Origin of the sequence: Paraburkholderia gardini (assembly GCF_907164545.1) — a bacterium.
Lineage (GTDB): Bacteria > Pseudomonadota > Gammaproteobacteria > Burkholderiales > Burkholderiaceae > Paraburkholderia > Paraburkholderia gardini.
Genome location: NZ_CAJQZB010000012.1, coordinates 1 through 21338, shown reverse-complemented (window position 1 = coordinate 21338; position 21338 = coordinate 1). Strand labels below are relative to the sequence as shown.

The window sequence follows — 21338 nt, the reverse complement described above, 5'->3', positions numbered from 1 at the left end:
ACCAGTCCATTTCGAGCACGGGAACCAACAGCATGACGACGCGCAGGAAACCTGCAGTTTCGGCGGGCGTGCCGACCAAGGACGATATCGAAGCGATGTCGCTTTTTCGCTATCAGCTGCGTCGGTTTCTTCGCTTCTCGGAGGAGGTGACGCATACCGAAGGCATCACGTCCCTGCAGTATCAGTTGATGTTGCACGTCCGCGGCTTCGCGGGGCGTGACTGGGCAACGGTCGGCGAACTGGCGGAGCGGCTTCAGGCGGCGCCGCACGGCACCGTCGCGCTGGTGTCGCGCTGCGAGGCGAACGGACTTGTCTTGCGTCGTGCGAGCAGGGCAGACGGGCGTCAGGTCGAAGTGCACCTGACAGTCAAAGGGGAGCGGTGTCTTGCGCGACTCGCGTCGAAACACAAGCTGGAAATCGAGGCCTTCGGATGGGCGTTCAACCGGACACCTCCGCAAGAATGACGGTCAGTGAATATTCACAGGTTGTGCGGAAAGACCGATCACGTGCCCATGCCACAAATTGCACGTCGCCTTGACGGGCATCCACACATACTTGCCACGGACCTTGGCAAAAGCAGATGTCTTCACCACTGTGTCGACCGGCAGCGGAGTCGTGTCGCGGGAAATCCGCTTGCCCTTCAGGATGGTGGCCTTCAGCGCATGGCGTTCTGAAATCACGAACAGGTCATAGCGCGGTGTGGTTCTTACCCAGCGGTCGAACGCGGCCACGCAATTCACGACTACGCCAGGAACATGCATGCGCCTGAGATAGGCGTAGTCGTCCGGAGAACTGTCTTGCGGCTGTGCGTCCGCGTAGTGGCAGGCCAGGCTAAAGGCCAGGAGCAGAAAAAACGCGGAGATGATCTTCATGGAACAGGATGACCGCTGAAAGCGGGGAACCTCATGGCAGCAAAATAGCCGACGAGTATACATGCGGTATCTGCACGAATGGTGAGGATCGTTGCACTGCGATGCTTTGCCCCCGATTGGATCGTGATTGAATGTATGGCGGAAGCCTTAAGCCGGACTTAAACACAGCATCCATCCAGTGCATCTGGCAAACCGGAGGGCACGTGGGCTGCACGGTTATCCGGGATGTGAAATTGATCATCGCGACGTGTCGGGTGCCACGGCGGCGCAGGATAAAAAATGGACCCGGCGGTGTGCGCGGGTCCTGAATGCCAGCCACGCTACAGGGAAGCAGGCTGGCAGGCCACCCCGTAAAACCGAATTGCCAGAACACTGCATGACTGCGCTTTGATGGTTCAATCCGAACCGGGTCGCAAGCACGAATCCGTTACCGATATAAGCATCAAGGCACGCAGACCCCTCGAAGATACGACCAGACGACGAAGTCGATAATTCGTTGAGGCCCGGTCGACTTTATTGTGAAGGGCTTAAACGAAACTTAAGGCCGACATTGGGAAAAACCCGGGAGATCATTCGGAGTGCCGGACGACACAGAATCAAGAAGTTGTCTGCAGGCAGAAAGTCTCGATGACCGGCAAATAACGGGTGAGTCGAGCGTATTCATGATGCGGCGTCAGACCCTGCGGAATCGCAGGTTTGGTGTGAAGGCAAACTGTCCCGTGAAGCCGCATTCGTCGAAATGTACTGGCGGCGCGGGCTACCTGATGCGCCTGAGCCGCTTACCGCACGGCATCCGGCTCAGATTCCCTATAGACCCCAGATAATATCGGCATTCCGTTTTTGGGCCTCGCGCATCATGTCGAGCAGCGGCCACGCACGGTGTGCAACCCCACCACGATCTTCATTCACGTCGTAGTGATGCCCACCCCAGACGGTATAGAGCGCTTCGAGCGCAGTTTCGGCGTCGGTCTCCCCGGAAATGGCCGCCTCCAGACGGGCAATCACGTGAGGCAATTCGTCGTGCGCGATTACCCCGCGCGTGTCCAGGCGCTTGCCAATCAGGCCAAGGAGGTATTGAGCGAGGTTCCTGAGCATGACGACGTCAGGCGCGGCAGTGGATTGAAACGTAACCAGCATGATGAGACCTCCTTGCGTAGAGGTCTTCCGCATGGCGGAGTCCTGTTTATTGGACCTGGAGCGTGTCCTCCCTGTGGCGCGCGCAGGCTCCGCACTCGGTTTCCTGTTCCGGTATCGGCCCTTGCAGCGCCAGATATGGTCATGAGAAGACCTGTCTTAATTTTATATCACAACGTGATAAATTTAAAGGAGCTGCTCGGGCAGCCATGCAAGGGCTTCGGATTCAGGTGAACAGGGTTTCGATGTTTTAATCAGAAGGAGACGTGCCCGGATCTGCGAAAGGGGCTGTACGCTGCGTTCGTTCATGCCTCTCCGCGTTCATCCTGCCCCACCACCACACTCGTCGTGGACGCAAACATATAGCGCGGTACATCCAGGTTTTGCGGTGCCGGTTTGTCCTTGAATACTCGCCCAGCGAGATCGTACGTGGAGCCATGGCAGGGACACAGGAAGCCCCCAGGCCAGTTGTCCGGCAGGTTAGCCTGTGCGCCTTCCTGAAACCGGGGGCGCGGCGTGCAGCCGAGATGCGTGCAGACGCCTACGACGACGAGAATGTTCCGATGATCCCCGCGAGACCGGTACGTGTTCCTGCAATATTCCGGCAGCGGCATGGAAAACGGATGTTTTGTCGTGGGATCGACCACCATTGGGTCTGCAGTCACGACGTCAGCCAGCATTTTCTCCGTCCGGTTGACGAGAAACACTGGCAGGCCGCGCCACGCAATAGTCATCATGTCGCCGGGCTGCAACCTGCTGATGTCCGCCATGACAGGCGCGCCAGCTGCCCTGGCCTTTGCCGACGGAGCGAACGAGTCGACAAATGGCACCAGCGCGGCAACCCCTCCAGCGCCTCCAGCAATCGATGTTGCGATCAGCCATTTGCGGCGATCGATATTCAGGCCTTCGTGCAGATACTCGCTCATTTCGCACTCCATCCATTCGAGCGCCTATATGCGTTTGAGTGTCATTGCGTCGATGCGTTCGGGGTAGATCCGAAATGTCAAAGACTTTACGAAGTGCCTGCTTTTTAACCGCGATGCCCGAAAAGACGGGTCTCGCGTAGATGGAGTCTGGGTGGGAGAGCGATACCGTCGACAACGAACCGACGCTGTGGGTCACGTTAAACGATCATTTCGTGTTTCCGTGCAACTGCCATTCAAACCTGTCACCGTGCAAACGGGCGCGCCAGCCGCCATTGTAGTTTTCATTGTTTCGCAATGCGGGGGAGATCACCGGTCCGTTATTCGATCGTGCGGGCGTATAGGTGATACGCGCCAGATCAGCTTTCCAGGGCGCGACGTGGTTGGCCATATGCGGTGAATCCGGATCCACGGTAACCATCGCGACGTCGATGCGACGCTCCATGGGCGTACCCGAAAACGTGCTCGCCATCGACGAGGGCAAGACCGTGAATAACGCGATCAGAAAATACTTCACGCTTCGATTTCCGCAACGCATGCCGGCCGGGTTTTTCTTGCACATACCGGACCACCATTCTTTCTTTTCTGAAAGAAAACAGGAAAATAGCAGTAGAAAAACCATGATAGGTCATAACGTGACATATTTCCAATGCTGGCCGAAACTGGAGCGGACAGGACCCGGAGCGCGAGGAAACGGCTGAAGGGTGACCGCAAGGCGGTTCAAGTTTCGTCGTTGGCTGTTTCAGGGATTTTCTTGCATCAGGTTCTGTCCAACCATACATGAAGTCACGCCCCTTCCGTGCCGGACAACGTGAAGAGCGCGACGGTCTCAGCCGCAAAGAAAAAAGAAAATATACGCTGGCGAATCGAGGGACGGGGAGGTCAACATGAGTACTATCTCAAGCCTGACGTTATCGGGAAAACTACGGCGCGATGCCGGAGTCGTAGGACTTCTGCTTGCCAGCACGACGAGCATTATCGGTTCGGGCTGGCTATTCGGCGCGTACCATGCAGCGAAAATCGCCGGACCGTTAAGTATCGGAAGCTGGGTTCTCGGCGCAGTCATCATCATGCTGATCGCGCTATGTTTCGCGGAACTGGCCGCGCTGTTTCCGCGTAGCGGCGCGCTGGTGCACATGAGCCATGCGAGTCATGGCGAGGGTCTCGGCCGCATCTGGTGCTGGCTGCTCTTCCTCGCGTACGTGCCGGTGCCGGCGGTCGAGACCGAAGCGATCGTGACCTATGCGAACAACTACTTGCCGTACTTCATTCGCCCCGGGAGCGAAGGTCTGCTGACCACGACCGGCTTCGTCGCGTGCGCCGCGCTTCTCGGGATCATGGCGTTGCTGAACCTGATGGTTGTCCGATGGCTACTCAACGTCAATTCGACCATTACATGTTGGAAAATTCTGGTGCCTGTACTCACCATCATTGGGTTGATGATGGCAAGTACGCACTGGTCGGTGATGAGTGCGGCACCTGATACCTACAAGCTCTCAGGTATGTTTACGGCTCTCCCGGCAGCCGGGATCGTCTTCAGCTATCTGGGCTTTCGCACGGCCATCGACCTCGGCGGAGAAACGGCGAATCCTCACCGCAATATTCCACTCGCCGTCATCGGCGCGGTACTGATCGCAGCCGCGATCTACATCATGCTTCAGGTCGCGTTCATCTGGGCGTTGTCGCCGGCCGACCTGGCGCATGGCTGGGCCAATCTGAGCTTCAAGGGCGAGATGGGGCCGTTTGCAGGCCTCGCGGCATCCCTGGGACTTGGCTGGATGGCGACGTTGCTATACATCGATGCATACATCTCCCCGGGCGGTACAGGGCTGATGTATGTCACCGGCGGTTCGCGCATCCTGTTCGCGGCCGGCGAAATGGATGCAGGGCCTCAGTGGCTCATAAAGCTGAATCGCAACAAGGTGCCGTGGTTGTCGGTGCTCGTGATGTGGGTGGTCGGCGCAATTTTCCTGCTGCCGTTTCCCGCATGGCAGCAGATGGTGAATTACATCACGTCCATTACGGTTCTGACCTACGGGCTGGGCCCGATTGCGTTACTTGTGTTGCGCCGCAATCTGCCCGAACTCAAGCGGCCGTTTCGCATGACGGGAGCATCCGTGATCGCACCGCTCGCGTTCATCTGCAGCAACCTTGTGATCTACTGGACGGGACTCAAAACCAATAGCTTTCTCTTTTCGATGGTCGCGATCGGGTTCGTGCTGTACGCCATTTACTACCACTTTGTCATGCGAAAGCCAGCGGCCGCGTTCGGCTGGAAGAACATTTCGTGGCTGCTGCCCTGGTTCGGCGGAATCTGGCTACTGTCGTGGCTCGGCGGCATCGGCGGTGGACGCGGCGTGATCGGCTTTGGCTGGGACATTCTGCTGGTGTCGATCTGGAGCGTGATCGTGATGGCGCTCGCGATGCGCTGCGCGCTGGGCGCGAATGAAACATCGGCCATGATGGAGCGGATGGACCGGACGAGCTAGACGATCACTCCGCGCGTGAAGATGCCGGTGAACCGGTAGCGTTGGGCTGGCTATGTTTGCTCGCGTTTGTCGCGGGCATCGACACGGGGCTCAAGGCGGTCGTATTTCACCGGCTTTTGAGTCGAGCCCGGGAGATACTGAATCCGGACCCGGACGTACTCGCGATCGACCTTGCTAGCGGACGATCGCGCTTTTTCCCAAACACGCGAGCTTACTGATAGGCCAGATCTGCTCGCCGGTTCTGCGCCCACGATGCCTCGTCGTGACCCAGGGCGATCGGCTTTTCCTTCCCGAAGCTCACCGCTTCCAGTTGCGAGTCGGGTACGCCAAGGGTTTCGAGATCGTGGAGTACTGCTTCCGAGCGCTTTTCACCCAGCGCAAGATTGTATTCACTTGTTCCGCGTTCGTCGGTGTTGCCCTGAATCCGCACATGACGATTCGGGTGAGCTCTAAGATACTTCGCATGGGCTTCAAGCAGCGGCTGATAGTCGCTCTTCACCGTATAGCTGTCGAAATCGAAGTAGATGCTTCGCTTTGCAAGCGGCCCATTCGGATTGTCAAGTTCGTCGACTACGGTGGGTCCGACATTTGCCGGTTGACTGCTTGCGGAGTTGCCCTGAGTGGCGCCTCCTTGCTGGTTTAGCTTTACACCCGAATGACACCCGGCGAGAACGCTCGCCATGAGTATGGCTGCGCAGAATCCAATCCTGGTCATGGCAGGTCTCCTCTGACCGAAGGCGCAATCGCGCCTCCACAGGACTACTGTTACCGCTCGAGAGCGGGGATAGGTTGACGTCGCGAACGACGATATCCAGTTGATACGCAAGACAGGGATGCAGGTTTCGGCCTTCTATACTCAACGACATGGAGTAAGCAATTTTTAATCTGGCCTGGTCGCTATGCTTCATCGCACTCTTTGGCACGGATTAAAGACTCGCTGACGATTCGGTAAACATCTGCGGATGCGGATTTGATGTTCCGTCAGCTATCTATAACAGGTCTCGTGTTATCTGTCATTTCGACATGAATAATGCCACCTGGGTTCACGCCCGGCGAGTCTTGTTGAACCGGAATGAGTAATGAAAGGGTTTTGAAAAATTCTCACCGTGAGAGCAGGCCAGGGTCAACGAATCCCCTTGCTTAAGCCTCGTTTAAGGAAGGCGAAATAGATTAGCTAAAGGTTGCCTGCCAGAGGCAGCAGGCGAAACGTCCGGACGTCCCCTTGGTTTTGTGTTGGGGACGATCTTTTGGGATCCGGTGTCCTCAGCCGGATCCGTTTTTTCACGTGTGCCGCGTGGCGTTTCGCGTGTTGCCTGACCGAACGATCAGCTTTCTCCGGACGGCAATAATTCTGCTTCCACACGAGTCCGTATTTCCCGCTTGCCCGGTGGACCCGCGCCGGCGCCGCCTTCCCCTACTGCACCGTAATGGTTTCCTTCATATTCGGGTGTATCCCGCAGAACACCTTATAAACCCCCGGCTTGTCAAATCTGAACTGATACGTATCGTTCTGATCGAGTGCTGCCGAACGAAAAATACCGGCGTCGTTCACAACCGTATGCGGTTCGCCGTCGAGGTTTTTCCACGTCACGGTCGATCCCGTCTTGACCGTCAGCGACATCGGTGAAAACATGAAGTTCTTGATCACGACAGCATTGGCCTCTTGCGCCTGCGCGGCAGTGATCCCGGAAACCAGCATCGACATCAGTATTCCGCCTCCGAGGCAAACAGCGAAGGCGCGACGAAAAATAGCGGATTGCATGAGCTGAATCCTCACAGTTGAGCGATGCCTGGCGTCAGGCGAGCGTCGTGTCGGCAAGCGTTGCCTTGAGCGGGTGCTGCGAGACGGTGATGGTGGTCACGCCAAGCATCCCCGGAAGCTGGCCGCTCGATACAGTGAGCGGCATCGGTCCCGGTCCATTGCCGGCAGCCGGTTGCGGATAGGCGGTCGAGCGTGCGGTATGGAAGGTGATATTGCCTTCCACCTTCGAAACGATCTGATGGATATGGCCGTTCAGAACGGTGACCGAACCAAAGCGTTTCAAATAGCTCATCGCCTGGCCGGCATCGCCGGTGCCCCAGCCCCACGGCTCGTAAATCGTCCACATCGGCATGTGTGCAAAGACGACGATCGGTGTGCTGGACGAACGACTCTTCAGATCGTTTCCCAGCCAGGCAAGCTGGTCGTCGCCAAGGCCACCGAGACCATTCGGCTTGAAATGCATCACGTTGACGAGCCCGATGAAGTGCACGCCATTGTGGTCGAAGCTGTAATAACCCCTGTTGTTCGAGGCCTTGCCGAAGCGGCTGAAGTACCCGGTTCCGGGCCCGTCTGTCACATCATGTTCACCGGGCACGGTATGCAACTCAGTGATCTTCAGCTCCGACAGCAACTGGGCCGCGAGATCGAACTCGGCGGCTCTGGAAAGATGGGTGATATCGCCCGTATGAATCGTCAGGGCCGGTTTGGCCGGCATTGCATTGACGAACTCGATCGTCTGCCTGAGCGTGCCCGCGACATCCGGATTGGCTTCCTTGTTAAAGCCAATATGCGAGTCGCTGATCTGCAGGAACAGCGGAACGCCCGACATCGCCGACGTGTCTTTCGGACTGGCGGCGAGGGCGAGCGCCGTTGGTGTGAGGACACCACCGGCAAGCACAAACAGGGTGCCTGTACCGCCGAAAGCGAGACACTTCAACGCGCTGCGGCGCGACGGTTGGGAAGGAAGATCTGACGACATGGTTTCCTCTCGATCAGGGTTCCGGAGGAGGTCATCCGCCAGCTCATCCAGCGGGCCGTCCTGGCCGGTCTGGATGTGAAGACCGTCGCGACGTCCGTTTTATTCCACCCTCTGGAGTCGCATCGCCGGCGCCTGATATGTCGTCTTGTCAACGCGGCGCGTTATACGCCGCGTGAGGGGGAGGTCGCCTTGCCGGTTGCCCCAGGCAAAGGAGAGGGATGTGCGTAGCGGTCGGGAACGAAGGCGTTCTGACGTTTCCCGTCAATCGATGATGCTTCGTCTGGCGCGATTCAATGCGGCAACCGCACGTTCAGCCTGAACGTTACAAGCCGCGCGACGAGGATGAACGCAGTGCTGATCAGCACGCTATAAACCGTATCGACGTTCATGTAATCGAGCAGAACATAAATCCAGCACCCGGCGAACGCACACGTGGCGTATGGTCTCGAATCGCGCAGGATCAACGGAACCTCGTTACACAGCACGTCGCGGATCACGCCGCCAAAAACGCCGGTCAAAACCCCCATCATCACCGACGTGAACCACGGCATCTGTGCGTCGAGCGCAAGCGACGTCCCCGAGACGCTGAAGAGTCCCAGTCCGATCGCGTCCGCCACCAGCAGCACGCGCTCGGAAATCACCCGCGAGATTGCCCGGAACGTCATCGGCGCAAATAGCGACATCACGAAAATCACCAGCACGTAGTTCTGGTGCTGGACCCAGTAAAACGGGCGTCTTTCAAGCAGCACGTCCCGCACCGTCCCGCCGCCGAACGCCGTCGCCAGCGCGACCAGAAACGTGCCGACCGCGTCGAGACGACGCGTCCTCGCCTCGATAAATCCGGAAATGGAATACGCCATGATCGCAATCGCCTCCATGACGGCGAATGCGAGCGTGAGCCTCGGATGCATCAATGACGCTCCATTACGGTTTGAGCTGGTCGGGATGATAGTGATGGGCGGCCACGGCGGCCGGCTGCAGCAGCACGAGCACCGCGCCCGCACCGCCATCGTGCGGACGGGCCTGACAGAACGCGATCACTTCCGATTTCTGGACGAGCCACGCGCGCACCTTGCCCTTCAGCACCGGCTCCTTGCCGATCGAGCCCAGGCCCTTGCCGTGAATCACACGCAGACAGCGCAACCCGCGCTTCACCGATTCGCGGATGAATTCAGCGAGCGCCTCGCGTGCTTCGTCCCGGCGCATGCCGTGCAGGTCGAGTTGCGCCTGCACGATCCACGCGCCGCGCCGCAGCTTGCGCACCACTTCCTGGCTGACGCCCGGCCGGCAGTACGACAGCGTCTCGTCGGTCTCCAGCAGCACCTCGGGATCGTATTCGTCGGAGATTGCTTCGTGCAGGACGGCTTCCTCGTCGAGCTTCGTCTGCACGGGCAGTGGAGATGGCGGGTTGCGCGGCGGTGTCGCACGCGGCGGCACGGCTAGCGGTGCCACGGAGCCGATCTCGCGGCGGAACAGATCGGCGTCGGCGGAAGCCTCACGCTTTGCCTGCACGGCTTCGGCACGTGCTCGCTCGCGTTTTTGCGTGTCGACCTTCAACGCGTCGCGCAATGCACCGAGGCCCGCCAGTCCGGCAGCAGGGTCGAGCAACGGCTTTCTGGGCGCGCCCGGCGCCTGCTCTGCACGCGATGCGGCAGCAGGGGTGGAACGTGGACGTTTCGGTTCGTTCGGATGGGGCAGATTTTTCGGCATGACGATGAGTCGCGCGGCAGGTGCGGAGAATGCGTTTGAACGGGAAAACGTGGATACGGGCACGAACACCGCACCGGACATAAAAAATGCAAAAAGGGCCGCGTGCCTCGCGGCCGCGGCCCTTGATCTGCGTCGGGTGGCGCCCTGACGCTATTTTACCGGTCTGCTTCGGCGCTCATCACATGTTCGCCAAGCGCTTCGTCATGGAGCGTTTCCAGATAACGCTGCGCATCCAGTGCGGCCATGCAGCCCGTGCCGGCGCTGGTGATGGCCTGACGGTACACGTGATCCTGCACGTCGCCGGCCGCGAACACGCCCGGCACGCTCGTGCCGGTGGCATTGCCGGAGAGACCGCCGTTCGTGATGATGTAGCCGTTCTTCATCTCGAGCTGGCCTGCGAAGATGTCCGTATTCGGCTTGTGACCGATCGCGACGAAAAGACCCTGCAGATCGAGATCGGTCGTTTCGCCTGTCTTCGCGTTCTTGATGCGCAGGCCGTTCACGCCGCCTTCGTTGCCCTTCACTTCGTCGAGCACGTGGTTCCACTTGATGTCGACGATGCCTTCCTTCTGCTTTTCCAGCAGGCGGTCGATCAGGATCGGCTCAGCGCGGAACTTGTCGCGACGGTGGATGACGGTGACCTTCTTCGCGATGCCGGCCAGATACAGCGCTTCTTCAACGGCCGTATTGCCGCCGCCGACGACGGCAACGTGCTGCTGCTTGTAGAAGAAGCCGTCGCACGTGGCGCAGGCGGACACACCGCGGCCCATGTACAGCTCTTCGGACGGCAGGCCGAGATACTGTGCCGATGCGCCCGTCGCGATGATCAGCGAATCGCACGTGTATTCGCCCGAATCGCCGATCAGGCGAATCGGCTTTTCGTCGAGCTTTGCCGTATGAATGTGATCGAAGATGATTTCGGTGTTGAAGCGCTCCGCGTGCTCCAGGAAGCGCTGCATCAATTCTGGACCCTGCACGCCGTTGCCGTCGGCGGGCCAGTTTTCGACATCGGTCGTGGTCATCAGCTGGCCGCCCTGGGCCAGACCCGTGACGAGCACCGGCGAAAGATTGGCGCGCGCGGCGTAGACAGCGGCGGTGTAACCGGCAGGGCCGGAACCGAGAATCAGAACCTTGGCGTGTTTCGTGGGTGCGGGCATGATCGAAATCCGTAAAAAGCGTCTGGCTCGCCTGTGCGATGCCGGATGACTTGTGTCGAAACAGTAGATGGGTGTTCGTCCGGCATTATAAAGGGCGAGGCCTCTCGCTGCTTCATGAAGCTTTGTGATCGGTTCGATAGCGTTCCGGACGTTTTTGCCGGTTTCTGGCGATCCCGGGCGATTTTCCGGCCGTTGCGGCGGGTGAACAGCCGTGGGCGGCAGTTACCGTCATTTACAGCCGTGGGCGTAACAGTGCGTTTACAATAGGCCGCATCGAATGAACGGCGGCCGGGCGTCTCCGGCAACCCGTTCCGGGCCGCACACGCTACAGGATCAATGGCAAAAGCTACCTATTCCGCGAACGCGCAGGCATTGCCGCATCGCATGTCGCGCCTCTTCACCGAAATCCGCTGGATCTTGCAGGTCGCGCTCGGCGTTTTCCTGCTCATGGCGCTCGTCAGCTATACCCGGCGCGATCCTAGCTGGACCCACGCCGCGCAGGTCGACCACATCGCGAACTGGGCCGGCCGCGTCGGCGCCTGGACGTCCGATATCCTGCTGCTCCTCTTTGGCTTGTCCGCGTACTGGTGGGTCGTCCTGCTCGCGCGGCGCATTTCCGCCAACTATCGCCGCATCACCCGGCACGAAGCCATCGACGAAGACGCGCCGCGCGACCACAGCTGGCTCGCCGAAGCGTGCGCGTTCGTGCTCGTGCTGCTCGCCTGTGACGGCATCGAGGCGCTGCGCATGTGGTCGCTGAAGGTGCCGTTGCCGCGCGCGCCGGGCGGCGTGATCGGCGAAGCGGTCGCGCATGGCGTGTCGCACGCGCTCGGCTTCACGGGCGGCACGCTCGCGCTCCTGATCGTGCTGGCGATCGGCCTCTCGCTGTATTTCCGCTTTTCGTGGCTGTCGGTGTGCGAGCGCGTTGGCGAATCGATCATTTCGGCGGTGACGTTCGCGAAGCTGCGCCGCGAAGCGGGCCGCGACCGCAAGCTCGGCGAAGCGGCGGCCGTCAAACGTGAAGGCAAGGTCGAGCAGGGCCGCGTGCGCATCGAGGAACACGAGCCGGTGATGATCGTGCCGCCGGTGGTCAAGCCCGAGAAATCGGAGCGCGTCGAGAAGGAACGCCAGGTGCCGCTTTTCACCGACCTGCCTGGCGATTCCACGCTGCCGCCGATCTCGCTGCTCGATCCGGCGCCCGCCATGCAGGAAACCATTTCCGCCGACACGCTCGAATTCACGTCGCGTCTGATCGAAAAGAAGCTGAAGGATTTCGGCGTCGATGTGAGCGTGGTCGCGGCGTATCCGGGTCCGGTCGTCACGCGTTACGAAATCGAGCCGGCCACGGGCGTGAAGGGCAGCCAGATCGTCGGTCTCGCGAAGGATCTGGCGCGTTCGCTGTCGCTCGTGTCGATCCGGGTGGTCGAGACGATTCCGGGCAAGAATTTCATGGCGCTGGAATTGCCGAACCAGCGCCGCCAGACGGTGACGCTGTCCGAAATTCTCGGCTCCGCCGTCTACGCGGACGCGGCCTCGCCGCTCACGATGGGCCTCGGCAAGGACATCGGCGGCAAGCCGGTGTGCGCCGACCTCGCGAAAATGCCTCACCTGCTGGTGGCCGGCACGACCGGTTCCGGCAAGTCGGTCGGGATCAACGCGATGATCCTGTCGCTGCTGTACAAGGCGAGCGCGGAGCAGGTCCGCATGATCCTGATCGATCCGAAGATGCTCGAAATGAGCGTCTACGAAGGCATTCCGCATCTGCTGTGTCCGGTGGTCACGGATATGCGTCAGGCCGGGCACGCGCTGAACTGGGCGGTCGCCGAAATGGAGCGCCGCTACAAGCTGATGAGCAAGCTCGGCGTGCGCAATCTCGCCGGCTACAACAACAAGATCGACGAAGCGACGAAGCACGAGGAAAAGATCCCGAATCCGTTCAGCCTCACGCCGGACGACGCGGAACCGCTGGCGCGCCTGCCGAACATCGTCGTCGTGATCGACGAACTCGCCGACCTGATGATGGTGGTCGGCAAGAAGGTCGAGGAACTGATCGCGCGGATCGCGCAGAAGGCACGCGCGGCCGGGATTCACCTGATTCTCGCGACGCAGCGTCCTTCGGTCGATGTGATCACGGGCCTCATCAAGGCCAACGTGCCGACGCGGATGGCATTCCAGGTGTCGTCGAAGATCGATTCGCGCACGATTCTCGACCAGCAGGGCGCCGAGTCGCTGCTCGGCATGGGCGACATGCTGTATCTGCCGCCGGGAAGCGGCTTGCCGGTGCGCGTGCACGGCGCGTTCGTATCGGACGAAGAGGTGCATCGTGTCGTCGACAAGCTCAAGGAGCAGGGCGAGCCGAACTACATCGAAGGCATCCTTGAAGGCGGCGTGCTGGGCGAGGGCGACGAAGGTTCCGCGGGCGCCGCGGGAACCGGAGCGGCCGGCGGCGAGTCGGACCCTCTTTACGATCAGGCTGTTGAGATCGTCACCAAAAACCGTCGCGCGTCGATTTCGCTGGTGCAGCGGCATCTGCGCATCGGCTACAACCGCGCCGCGCGGCTCCTCGAACAGATGGAGCAGTCGGGCATCGTCTCGGCGATGTCGTCGAACGGCAATCGCGAGATTCTCGTGCCAGTGCGCGAGGCCGATTGAGCCGGTTCGATTGCCGGTATCTGACTGCAACGATCAATACGCGGCGGCGGCATGAAGCGCGTCATGCCACCGCCGCCATTCCGGAAACGGCTGCGGTCGCGGCTACGGATTCCTTCCATGGAGAAAGACATGCAGCAACAAATCGGGCTGAATGCCCGTGTTTCCCGTTTCGCGTTCCTTCAGGTGACGCGTTCGCTGGTTCGCGTCGTGGGTAGCGTCGCGGTGGGCGCATCGATGCTGTTCGCGTCGCAGGCCTTCGCGAGCGGAACGGAGCAACTGAAGGCGTTTGTGTCGCAGGTGCATGCGGCGCGTGGCACGTTCGTGCAGCGCGAAATAAAGGCGCCGAGTGCCGCGCAGGGCGCGAGCGGCGCGCTGTCGACGATGCCGAAGTCGGGCGGCACATCGAGCGGCACGTTCCTGTTCGCGCGGCCCGGCAAATTTATCTGGTCGTATGAGAAGCCGTATGAACAGGTGTTGCAGGCCGACGGCGACAAGCTTTACGTCTACGACAAAGACCTGAACCAGGTCACGGTGCGCACGCTGGGCGGCGCGCTCGGCGCGAGTCCGGCAGCGATCCTGTTCGGCAGCAACGATCTCGACAAGAACTTCACGCTGCGCGACGCGGGCGTGAAGGATGGCATCGACTGGCTCGAACTCACGCCGAAATCGAAGGACACGCAGTTTCAGCGCGTCGGTATCGGCTTTCGTGACGGCAATCTGGAGGCGATGGAATTGCACGACGTGTTCGGTAACGTCACGCTGCTGACGTTCTCGAACATCCAGAAGAATCCGCCGCTCACGCCGAACCAGTTCAAGTTCACCGTGCCGAAGGGCGCGGATGTGATCAACGGCTAGGCGTTTCCGCCCGTTTCGTTTGCGGCGATTGCTTCGCCCGGCGGATGGGCGGCCTTCATGTCGTCGATGAATGCTTCGACGATATCCGTGCGATGCTGCCGCGCACGCGTGACCATCTGGAACGCGACGCGGTAGCGCATCGCCTGCGGATTCAGCGCGGCGAGCAAACCCGCCTTCAGATACGGCGCGGCGTAGTGCTCCGGCAGATAGCCGAGATGGCAGCCGGAGAGCACGAGCATCGCAACCGCCTCCATGTTGTCGGCCACGGCCGTCACGTTCTGCGTTGCCGTTGAACTTCCGGCTTCGGGCAGCGGATAGCTGCGCCATGCCCATGCGTGCTGCGCGGCTTCGGCCGGGTCGATGCCGCCGGCCCGCGCGAACAGCGGGTGATCCTTAGCGCAATACGCGAACTGGTCTTCGGCGAAAATTTCCGTGTATTCCAGCGACGGCACCCGGTGCCAGAAGTAGCCGATTCCCACCTGAATGCGCTCGCTCAGCAGCAGTTCTTCCAGCTCGCCCGGCGAGCGCACGAGGATCGAGAAACGCACGGATTCGTCGCGCGCGCGAAAGCGGCGGATCGCCTCGCTGATCCGCGCGCTTGCCGACACCGGCGTGTGTCCGATCATGCCGATCCCCAGTGTGCCCACCAGCTTTCTTCCGACGTTGCGAGCCTGCATTCCGAACGTATTCATCGCCGAGAGCAGGGTGCGCGCGGCGTCGACGAACTGCGCGCCGCGCGCGGTCAGCGCGAAACCGCCGCGTCCGCGTTCGCACAGCCGGTAACCCAGGCGCGTTTCGAGCGTGGCGAGCTGGGTGCTGATCGTCGACTGGCCGATGTTGAGCGTCGCCTGCGCGGCCGTGACGCCGCCGGCGTCGACGATTGCCAGAAACACGCGGATCAGCCGTAGATCGAGGTCGGTGAGCTGGGAGAACATGGCGTTGTGCGGTGTGGCGCGGCATGGCGCGATGAGCCGGCATGGAAACATCGATGCCGATGAATGTGAAGTTTATTCTGTTCGCATTTTACATTCGCGAAAAGTGCACAAGAATGAGAATTCGACCGGGTTCTGGATTGATCGGGATTACCCCATGTAAGCCAGACCTCCTTCGCACGATTTACATCTCTTTCATGGGCGAGCCACGATGAAACCTTCAGCCTTCGTTTTCCCCGACGCCAACGTGGAGCATCCGCAACCGCTTTCAGGCAACCAGATGGCTCGCTGCGGCGGCATCACGACGATGATGCGGCTGCCGTACGTCGAATCGGCTGAGGGACTGGACGCGTGCTTCGTCGGCGTGCCGTTCGACCTCGGGACGTCGAACCGGACGGGCGCGCGTTTCGGCCCGCGCCAGATCCGCTCGGAATCGGTCCTGCTTCGCCCGTACAACATGGCGACGCGCGCGGCGCCGTTCGATTCGCTGCGCGTCGCGGATATCGGCGACGTGGCGATCAACCCGTACAACCTGCTCGATTCGATCGCGCGCATCGAGACCGCCTACGACGAGATTCTTCAGCACGGTGCGAAGCCGGTCACGCTGGGCGGCGATCACACGATCGCGCTGCCGATCCTGCGCGCGATTCACCGCAAGCACGGCAAGGTCGGTCTGATTCACGTCGACGCCCACGCGGACGTCAACGACACGATGATGGGCGAGAAGATCGCCCACGGCACGCCGTTCCGCCGAGCGGTGGAAGAGGGGCTGCTGGATACCTCGCGCGTCGTGCAGATCGGCCTGCGGGGTACCGGCTACGCGGCGGAGGATTTCGACTGGTGCCGCGATCAGGGCTTCGAAGTCGTGCAGGCCGAAGCGTGCTGGAACCAGTCGCTGGCGCCGTTGATGTCGCGCGTGCGTGAGCGCATGGGCGACGACCCGGTGTACATCACGTTCGATATCGACGGTATCGATCCGGCGTTCGCGCCGGGCACGGGCACGCCGGAAATCGCAGGGCTGACGGTGCCGCAGGCGCTCGAGATCATCCGCGGCTCGCATGGGCTGAATATCGTCGGCTGCGATCTGGTTGAAGTCGCGCCACCCTACGATCCGTTCGGCACGACCGCGCTGCTCGGGGCGAATCTTGCGTATGAGCTGCTGTGTGTGCTGCCGGGCGTCGAGTATCGGCCGGCAACACGCCAGGCGTAAAAACCGGATGGCCCGCGATGTGAGCGGGCCATTTGCATTTACGCGTACGCTGCGCGCCGCGTGGACACGAAGGCGAGATAACACAGGGCGCCGATCGCAAGCGCCGGCAGTGTTGCGCCGAGATTCGGCAGCCATTGATTGATCGCCTGATAGGCCGCGATGCCGATCGCCCACGCGATGAACGCGCTGACGTGCCAGCCACCCGAGAAACCATAGCGCCCGCGCACGTCGCCGATTACCGCCGCATCGATACGACGCTTGCGGACGATGAAGTGATCCACCAGCACCACGCCGAAGAGCGGTGCGAACACCGAGCCGATCAGCAGCAGGAAGTTCTGGTACTTCGCCATCGGCACAGCGAGAGCGATTACCGTACAGACCGCGCCGAACGAAGCCGAAAGCAGCGGCACACCCATACGGGTCCAGAACGTGCCGGTCGACACGGCAGCCGAGTGAATATCGGCGAACGCGTTGTCGATTTCGTCGATCAGGATCAGCAGCAGCGCGAGACCGCCGCCGGCCTGCGCGAGCGCCGCGGTCAGCAAGGTATCGCCGCCGCCGGCCGCGAGGCCATAGATCGCGCCGAGCGCATAGAACCAGATGTTCGCGATGCCGTAGCCGAGCAGCGTGCCGCGAAACGTCTCGCCCGCGCGACGGCCAAAGCGCGTGTAATCCGCGATCAGCGGCAGCCACGAAAGCGGCATTGCAACGACCAGATCGATTGCGCCGCCGAACGGCATTTCGCCCGTGCCTGGACGCTGCATCAGCGCGGCGAGATCGTGTTTCGCGAGCAGGTTCCACGTGAGCCACACCGCGCCCGCCAGCAGGAGCCAGATGCCCCAGGTGCGCAGGAAACGCCGCACGAACGAGAGCGGCCCGCTGATCGCGAGCAGCGTGGCCAGTACGCCGAAGATCACCGTCCAGGCGAGTGGCATCGAAAGACCGAACGACTGTCTGGCAAGCGCATCGGCGGAATCGCGCATCACGATGATTTCGAACGAGCCCCAGCCGACGAGCTGCACCGCGTTGAGTACCGCCGGTACCGAGGCGCCGCGCACGCCCAGCGTGGGCCGCAGCGACGACATGGCCGCGAGCCCCGTATCGGTGCCGATCACGCCCGCCAGCGCCAGCAACACGACGCCGATCACGCTGCCGATCACGATCGCAGCCAGCGCATGCGGCAGCGACAGGCCGGGCACGAGCAGCGCGCCCGCCTGCGCGACCAGCAGGCCGATGCCGAGCGAGAACCACAGGGCGAATGCGTCGCCGGTGCGGAACGCGCGCCGCGAATCCGGCACCGGTGTAAGCGGAGCGTAAGTAGAACCGGCTTCGCCGGAGACTGGATCGTTTGCCATCAAAAGGTGTCCCTGTGTGTTGCTGATTTATCTCGATGCGACTGGTCAACGCGCGCGCCCCGCTTCGGACACCACGACCGCATTGTGCCGCGCGCGTGGCGCGCCGTGACCCTGGCCGGATGGCTAACGTCGCGTGCGCGCATCTCGCCCCGGTCCGCCGGCTGTCATAATGCAGGACCGTGCAGGCGTGCCGCCCGTGCACGCGCCTTGCCGTACCGAATGCGAGATTATCCACAAAACGCCATGTTTGAAGAAATCCGTGCCAACGTGCCACTCGCCGAGCGGCTACGCCCTCGCACTGTCGACGAAGTGATCGGACAGAAGCACCTGCTGGGTTCGAACAAGCCGCTGCGCGTCGCGTTCGAATCGGGCGAGGCGCATTCGATGATCCTCTGGGGTCCGCCCGGCGTCGGCAAGACCACGCTCGCACGTCTCATGGCCGCCGCGTTTCATGCGGAGTTCATCGCGCTGTCGGCGGTGCTGTCGGGCGTGAAGGACATCCGCGAGGCCGTCGAGACCGCGCAGGTGCATCGTGCGCACGGCCATCAGACGCTCGTGTTCGTCGACGAGGTTCACCGCTTCAACAAGAGCCAGCAGGATGCGTTCCTTCCGCACGTCGAGTCGGGGCTGTTCGTGTTCGTCGGCGCGACCACCGAGAACCCGTCGTTCGAGGTGAACAGCGCATTGCTGTCCCGGGCCGCTGTCTATGTGCTGAAAAGTCTGGACGACGACGAGCAGCGCGAACTGCTCGATCGCGCGCAGAAGGAACTCGGCGGCCTCACGTTCACGGACGAAGCGCGCGACGCGCTGATCGGCTCCGCCGACGGAGACGGCCGCAAGCTGCTGAACAACCTGGAAATCGTCGCGCGGGCCGCGGCCCAGCAGAAGACGACGGAAATCGATGGCGCGTTGCTGGGTAGCGCGCTCACCGAAAACCTGCGCCGTTTCGACAAGGGCGGCGACGCGTTTTACGACCAGATCAGCGCGCTGCACAAATCCGTGCGCGGCAGCAATCCGGACGGCGCGCTGTACTGGTTCTGCCGCATGCTCGACGGCGGCGCGGACGCGCGTTATCTCGCGCGGCGCATCGTGCGCATGGCGTGGGAGGACATCGGTCTGGCCGATCCGCGCGCCGCGCGCATCGCGCTCGACGCTGCCGAAACCTACGAGCGTCTCGGCACGCCCGAAGGCGAGCTCGCGCTCGCGCAGGCGATCATCTATCTTGCGGTCGCGCCGAAGTCGAACGCGGGCTATATGGCGTACAACGAGGCACGCCGGTTCGTCGGCAAGGACCAGTCGCGCGGCGTGCCCGTCCACCTGCGTAACGCGCCGACGAAGCTGATGAAAGAGCTCGGCTACGGTCACGACTATCGCTACGCGCACGATGAGCCCGACGCGTACGCGGCGGGCGAAACCTATCTGCCCGATGGCGTGCGCGAGCCGCACTGGTATGAACCGACGCCGCGCGGTCTTGAAGGCAAGATCGCCGACAAGATGAACCGCCTGCGTGAACTCGATGCGCAATGGCGCAGCGAGAACAGGCAGAAGAAAGATTGATGCCGCGCACAACGCCGTGCCGCGCGGCTGATCCGCCGGCCGGTTGCGCTAAAATCGCACCTTCACACAACGAATACCCGCCCCAATCCCATGCTCGACATCCAGCTGCTGCGTAAAGACCTCGACGGCGTCGCGAAACGCCTCGCCGACCGCGGCTACATCCTCGACGTGGCCGCGTTCTCCGCACTCGAAGCCGAACGCCGCGCCATCCAGACCCGTACCGAAGAGCTGCAGGCCCGTCGCAACAGCCTGTCGAAGCAGATCGGCGGCATGAAGGGGCGTGGCGAGGATACGTCGGCCGTGATGGCCGAAGTGGGCGGTCTGGGCGATGAAATGAAGGCATCAGCGGCGCAGCTGGAAGATATCCAGAAGCGTCTGTCGGATCTGCTGCTGGGCGTGCCGAACCTGCCGCACGAAAGCGTGCCGGCCGGTCGCGACGAAACGGACAACGTCGAAGTGCGCCGCTGGGGCACGCCGCGCCAGTTCGATTTCGAGGTGAAGGATCACGTCGATGTCGGCACGCCGCTCGGCCTCGATTTCGAAACGGGCGCGAAGCTCTCGGGCGCGCGCTTCACGCTGCTGCGCGGGCAGATCGCGCGTCTGCATCGTGCGCTCGCGCAGTTCATGATCGACACGCACACGCAGCATCACGGCTATACCGAGGTGTACACGCCGTACATCGTCAATCCGGAAATCCTGTACGGCACCGGCCAGCTGCCGAAATTCGCCGACGACATGTTCCGCGTCGAGAAGGGCGGCGGTGAGAACACGGTCACGCAGTACCTGATTTCGACGTCTGAGATTTCGCTGACGAACACGGTGCGCGACAGCATTCTCGATGAGAACGCGCTGCCCGTTAAGCTCACCGCGCATTCACCGTGTTTCCGCTCGGAAGCGGGATCGTACGGCCGCGACACGCGTGGCCTGATCCGCCAGCATCAGTTCGACAAGGTCGAGATGGTGCAGATCGTCGCGCCGGAAACGTCGTATGACGCGCTGGAGCAAATGGTCGTGCACGCTGAAACAATCCTGCAGAAGCTCGAGCTGCCGTATCGCGTGATCACGCTGTGCACGGGCGACATGGGTTTCTCCGCGACCAAGACCTACGATCTCGAGGTGTGGGTGCCCGCGCAGAACACGTACCGGGAGATTTCGAGCTGTTCGAACACCGAAGCGTTCCAGGCGCGTCGCATGCAGGCGCGTTATCGCAACGCGCAGGGCAAGCCGGAACTCGTGCACACGCTGAACGGCTCGGGCCTCGCGGTGGGCCGCACGCTGGTCGCGGTGCTCGAAAACTATCAGAACGCGGATGGCTCGGTGACGGTGCCGATGGCACTGCGTCCGTATCTGGGCGGAATCGAACGTCTGGTAGCGCCTGAGGTCGCCTGAGCGCATCGCGCCGGGTCTTCACGAGTTTTTGCAAAAAGGGACTTGGAAAGCGGTTTCAACTGTTCTATAATCTTCGCTTCCCCGAGCAGCGACCCGCTTGAGGATTGGCGCAGAAGCGAACAGGCAGAGCGTCAACAATGCCGGAAAGGTGGCAGAGTGGTCGAATGCGCCGGACTCGAAATCCGGTGTACAGTTTTGCTGTACCGTGGGTTCGAATCCCACCCTTTCCGCCAGAATCCAGAAAACCCCGCACGACGAAAGTCGTGCGGGGTTTTTGATTTGTGCGCCCAGCATGGGCGCACTCTTGTGGGTGCAAGTCCCACCGTAAGTTGATCACAGCGAGCGAAGCGAAGCGCAACTGC

At 61.5% G+C, this 21338-nt stretch carries 19 protein-coding genes and 1 tRNA gene; 8 read left to right on the top strand and 12 right to left on the bottom strand.

From position 1 onward, the window contains the following. The first annotated feature begins 32 nt into the window (after positions 1–32). Positions 33–464 (top strand): MarR family winged helix-turn-helix transcriptional regulator, encoded by a 432-nt coding sequence (locus LPA37_RS10920; RefSeq protein WP_228974781.1) that lies wholly within the window; start codon positions 33–35, stop codon positions 462–464. A gap of 3 nt (positions 465–467) precedes the next feature. Here LPA37_RS10920 and LPA37_RS10915 read toward each other — a convergent pair whose 3' ends face one another. The 4 genes from LPA37_RS10915 to LPA37_RS10900 all read right to left on the bottom strand — a co-directional run bounded on the left by LPA37_RS10915 (position 468) and on the right by LPA37_RS10900 (position 3551). Then, positions 468–872, bottom strand: coding sequence for a BspC domain-containing protein (locus tag LPA37_RS10915; RefSeq protein ID WP_228974779.1), 405 nt, complete (start codon positions 870–872; stop codon positions 468–470). 807 nt (positions 873–1679) lie between these two features. Beyond that, positions 1680–2009 (bottom strand): DUF1840 domain-containing protein, encoded by a 330-nt coding sequence (locus tag LPA37_RS10910; RefSeq protein ID WP_228974776.1) that lies wholly within the window; start codon positions 2007–2009, stop codon positions 1680–1682. Positions 2010–2311: 302 nt separating this feature from the next. After that, positions 2312–2932 carry a ubiquinol-cytochrome c reductase iron-sulfur subunit gene (gene petA, locus LPA37_RS10905; RefSeq protein WP_229012551.1) on the bottom strand — a complete coding sequence of 207 codons (621 nt, stop codon included), beginning with the start codon at positions 2930–2932 and terminating at the stop codon, positions 2312–2314. A gap of 205 nt (positions 2933–3137) precedes the next feature. Then, a complete protein-coding gene (locus tag LPA37_RS10900) occupies positions 3138–3551 on the bottom strand; it encodes a hypothetical protein (RefSeq protein ID WP_229012550.1) in 414 nt (137 codons plus the stop codon). Between the two features lie 265 nt (positions 3552–3816). On the opposite strand from LPA37_RS10900, the gene LPA37_RS10895 reads away from it, so the two are divergent. Then, positions 3817–5418, top strand: a complete 1602-nt coding sequence (locus LPA37_RS10895) for an APC family permease (RefSeq protein WP_229012549.1) — start codon at positions 3817–3819, stop codon at positions 5416–5418. Between the two features lie 211 nt (positions 5419–5629). Here LPA37_RS10895 and pal read toward each other — a convergent pair whose 3' ends face one another. The 6 genes from pal to trxB form a co-directional block, all read right to left on the bottom strand. After that, positions 5630–6133 carry a peptidoglycan-associated lipoprotein Pal gene (gene pal, locus LPA37_RS10890; protein ID WP_228974769.1) on the bottom strand — a complete coding sequence of 168 codons (504 nt, stop codon included), beginning with the start codon at positions 6131–6133 and terminating at the stop codon, positions 5630–5632. A gap of 699 nt (positions 6134–6832) precedes the next feature. Beyond that, positions 6833–7180 (bottom strand): cupredoxin domain-containing protein, encoded by a 348-nt coding sequence (locus LPA37_RS10885; protein ID WP_228974767.1) that lies wholly within the window; start codon positions 7178–7180, stop codon positions 6833–6835. Positions 7181–7214: 34 nt separating this feature from the next. Further along, positions 7215–8159, bottom strand: coding sequence for a metallophosphoesterase family protein (locus LPA37_RS10880; protein WP_228974764.1), 945 nt, complete (start codon positions 8157–8159; stop codon positions 7215–7217). 290 nt (positions 8160–8449) lie between these two features. Next, a complete protein-coding gene (locus LPA37_RS10875; RefSeq protein WP_228974762.1) occupies positions 8450–9070 on the bottom strand; it encodes a trimeric intracellular cation channel family protein in 621 nt (206 codons plus the stop codon). A 13-nt stretch (positions 9071–9083) separates the two neighbouring features. Next, positions 9084–9869, bottom strand: a complete 786-nt coding sequence (locus LPA37_RS10870) for a Smr/MutS family protein (protein ID WP_228974760.1) — start codon at positions 9867–9869, stop codon at positions 9084–9086. Positions 9870–10024: 155 nt separating this feature from the next. Further along, the gene (gene trxB / locus LPA37_RS10865) at positions 10025–11026 is read right to left on the bottom strand and encodes a thioredoxin-disulfide reductase (RefSeq protein ID WP_228974757.1); all 1002 of its coding nucleotides are present in this window, start codon (positions 11024–11026) and stop codon (positions 10025–10027) included. 336 nt (positions 11027–11362) lie between these two features. On the opposite strand from trxB, the gene LPA37_RS10860 reads away from it, so the two are divergent. Together LPA37_RS10860 and lolA are read left to right on the top strand one after the other, a co-directional pair. Then, entirely contained in the window at positions 11363–13678 is a 2316-nt protein-coding gene (locus LPA37_RS10860; protein ID WP_229012548.1) for a DNA translocase FtsK, read from the top strand. Positions 13679–13807: 129 nt separating this feature from the next. Next, positions 13808–14533 carry an outer membrane lipoprotein chaperone LolA gene (lolA, locus tag LPA37_RS10855; RefSeq protein ID WP_228974752.1) on the top strand — a complete coding sequence of 242 codons (726 nt, stop codon included), beginning with the start codon at positions 13808–13810 and terminating at the stop codon, positions 14531–14533. Here lolA and LPA37_RS10850 read toward each other — a convergent pair. Then, positions 14530–15468, bottom strand: a complete 939-nt coding sequence (locus tag LPA37_RS10850) for a LysR family transcriptional regulator (RefSeq protein ID WP_228974751.1) — start codon at positions 15466–15468, stop codon at positions 14530–14532. The genes lolA and LPA37_RS10850 overlap by 4 nt on opposite strands. Positions 15469–15676: 208 nt before the next feature. Here LPA37_RS10850 and speB point away from each other — a divergent pair, with 208 nt between their 5' ends. Continuing rightward, complete coding sequence (gene speB / locus LPA37_RS10845; protein WP_228974749.1) at positions 15677–16675, top strand: agmatinase; 999 nt, start codon at positions 15677–15679, stop codon at positions 16673–16675. Between the two features lie 38 nt (positions 16676–16713). Here the strand turns inward: speB and cytX are convergent, their stop codons facing one another. Next, positions 16714–18030 (bottom strand): putative hydroxymethylpyrimidine transporter CytX, encoded by a 1317-nt coding sequence (gene cytX / locus LPA37_RS10840; RefSeq protein ID WP_228974747.1) that lies wholly within the window; start codon positions 18028–18030, stop codon positions 16714–16716. 243 nt (positions 18031–18273) lie between these two features. On the opposite strand from cytX, the gene LPA37_RS10835 reads away from it, so the two are divergent. The 3 genes from LPA37_RS10835 (at position 18274) to LPA37_RS10825 (ending at position 21209) form a co-directional block, all read left to right on the top strand. Next, positions 18274–19587, top strand: coding sequence for a replication-associated recombination protein A (locus LPA37_RS10835; RefSeq protein WP_229012547.1), 1314 nt, complete (start codon positions 18274–18276; stop codon positions 19585–19587). A gap of 90 nt (positions 19588–19677) precedes the next feature. Next, positions 19678–20976: a serine--tRNA ligase gene (serS, locus tag LPA37_RS10830; RefSeq protein WP_229012546.1), complete on the top strand. Its 1299-nt coding sequence runs from the start codon at positions 19678–19680 to the stop codon at positions 20974–20976. Between the two features lie 142 nt (positions 20977–21118). Beyond that, a tRNA-Ser gene (locus LPA37_RS10825) sits at positions 21119–21209 on the top strand. Positions 21210–21338 lie beyond the last annotated feature (129 nt).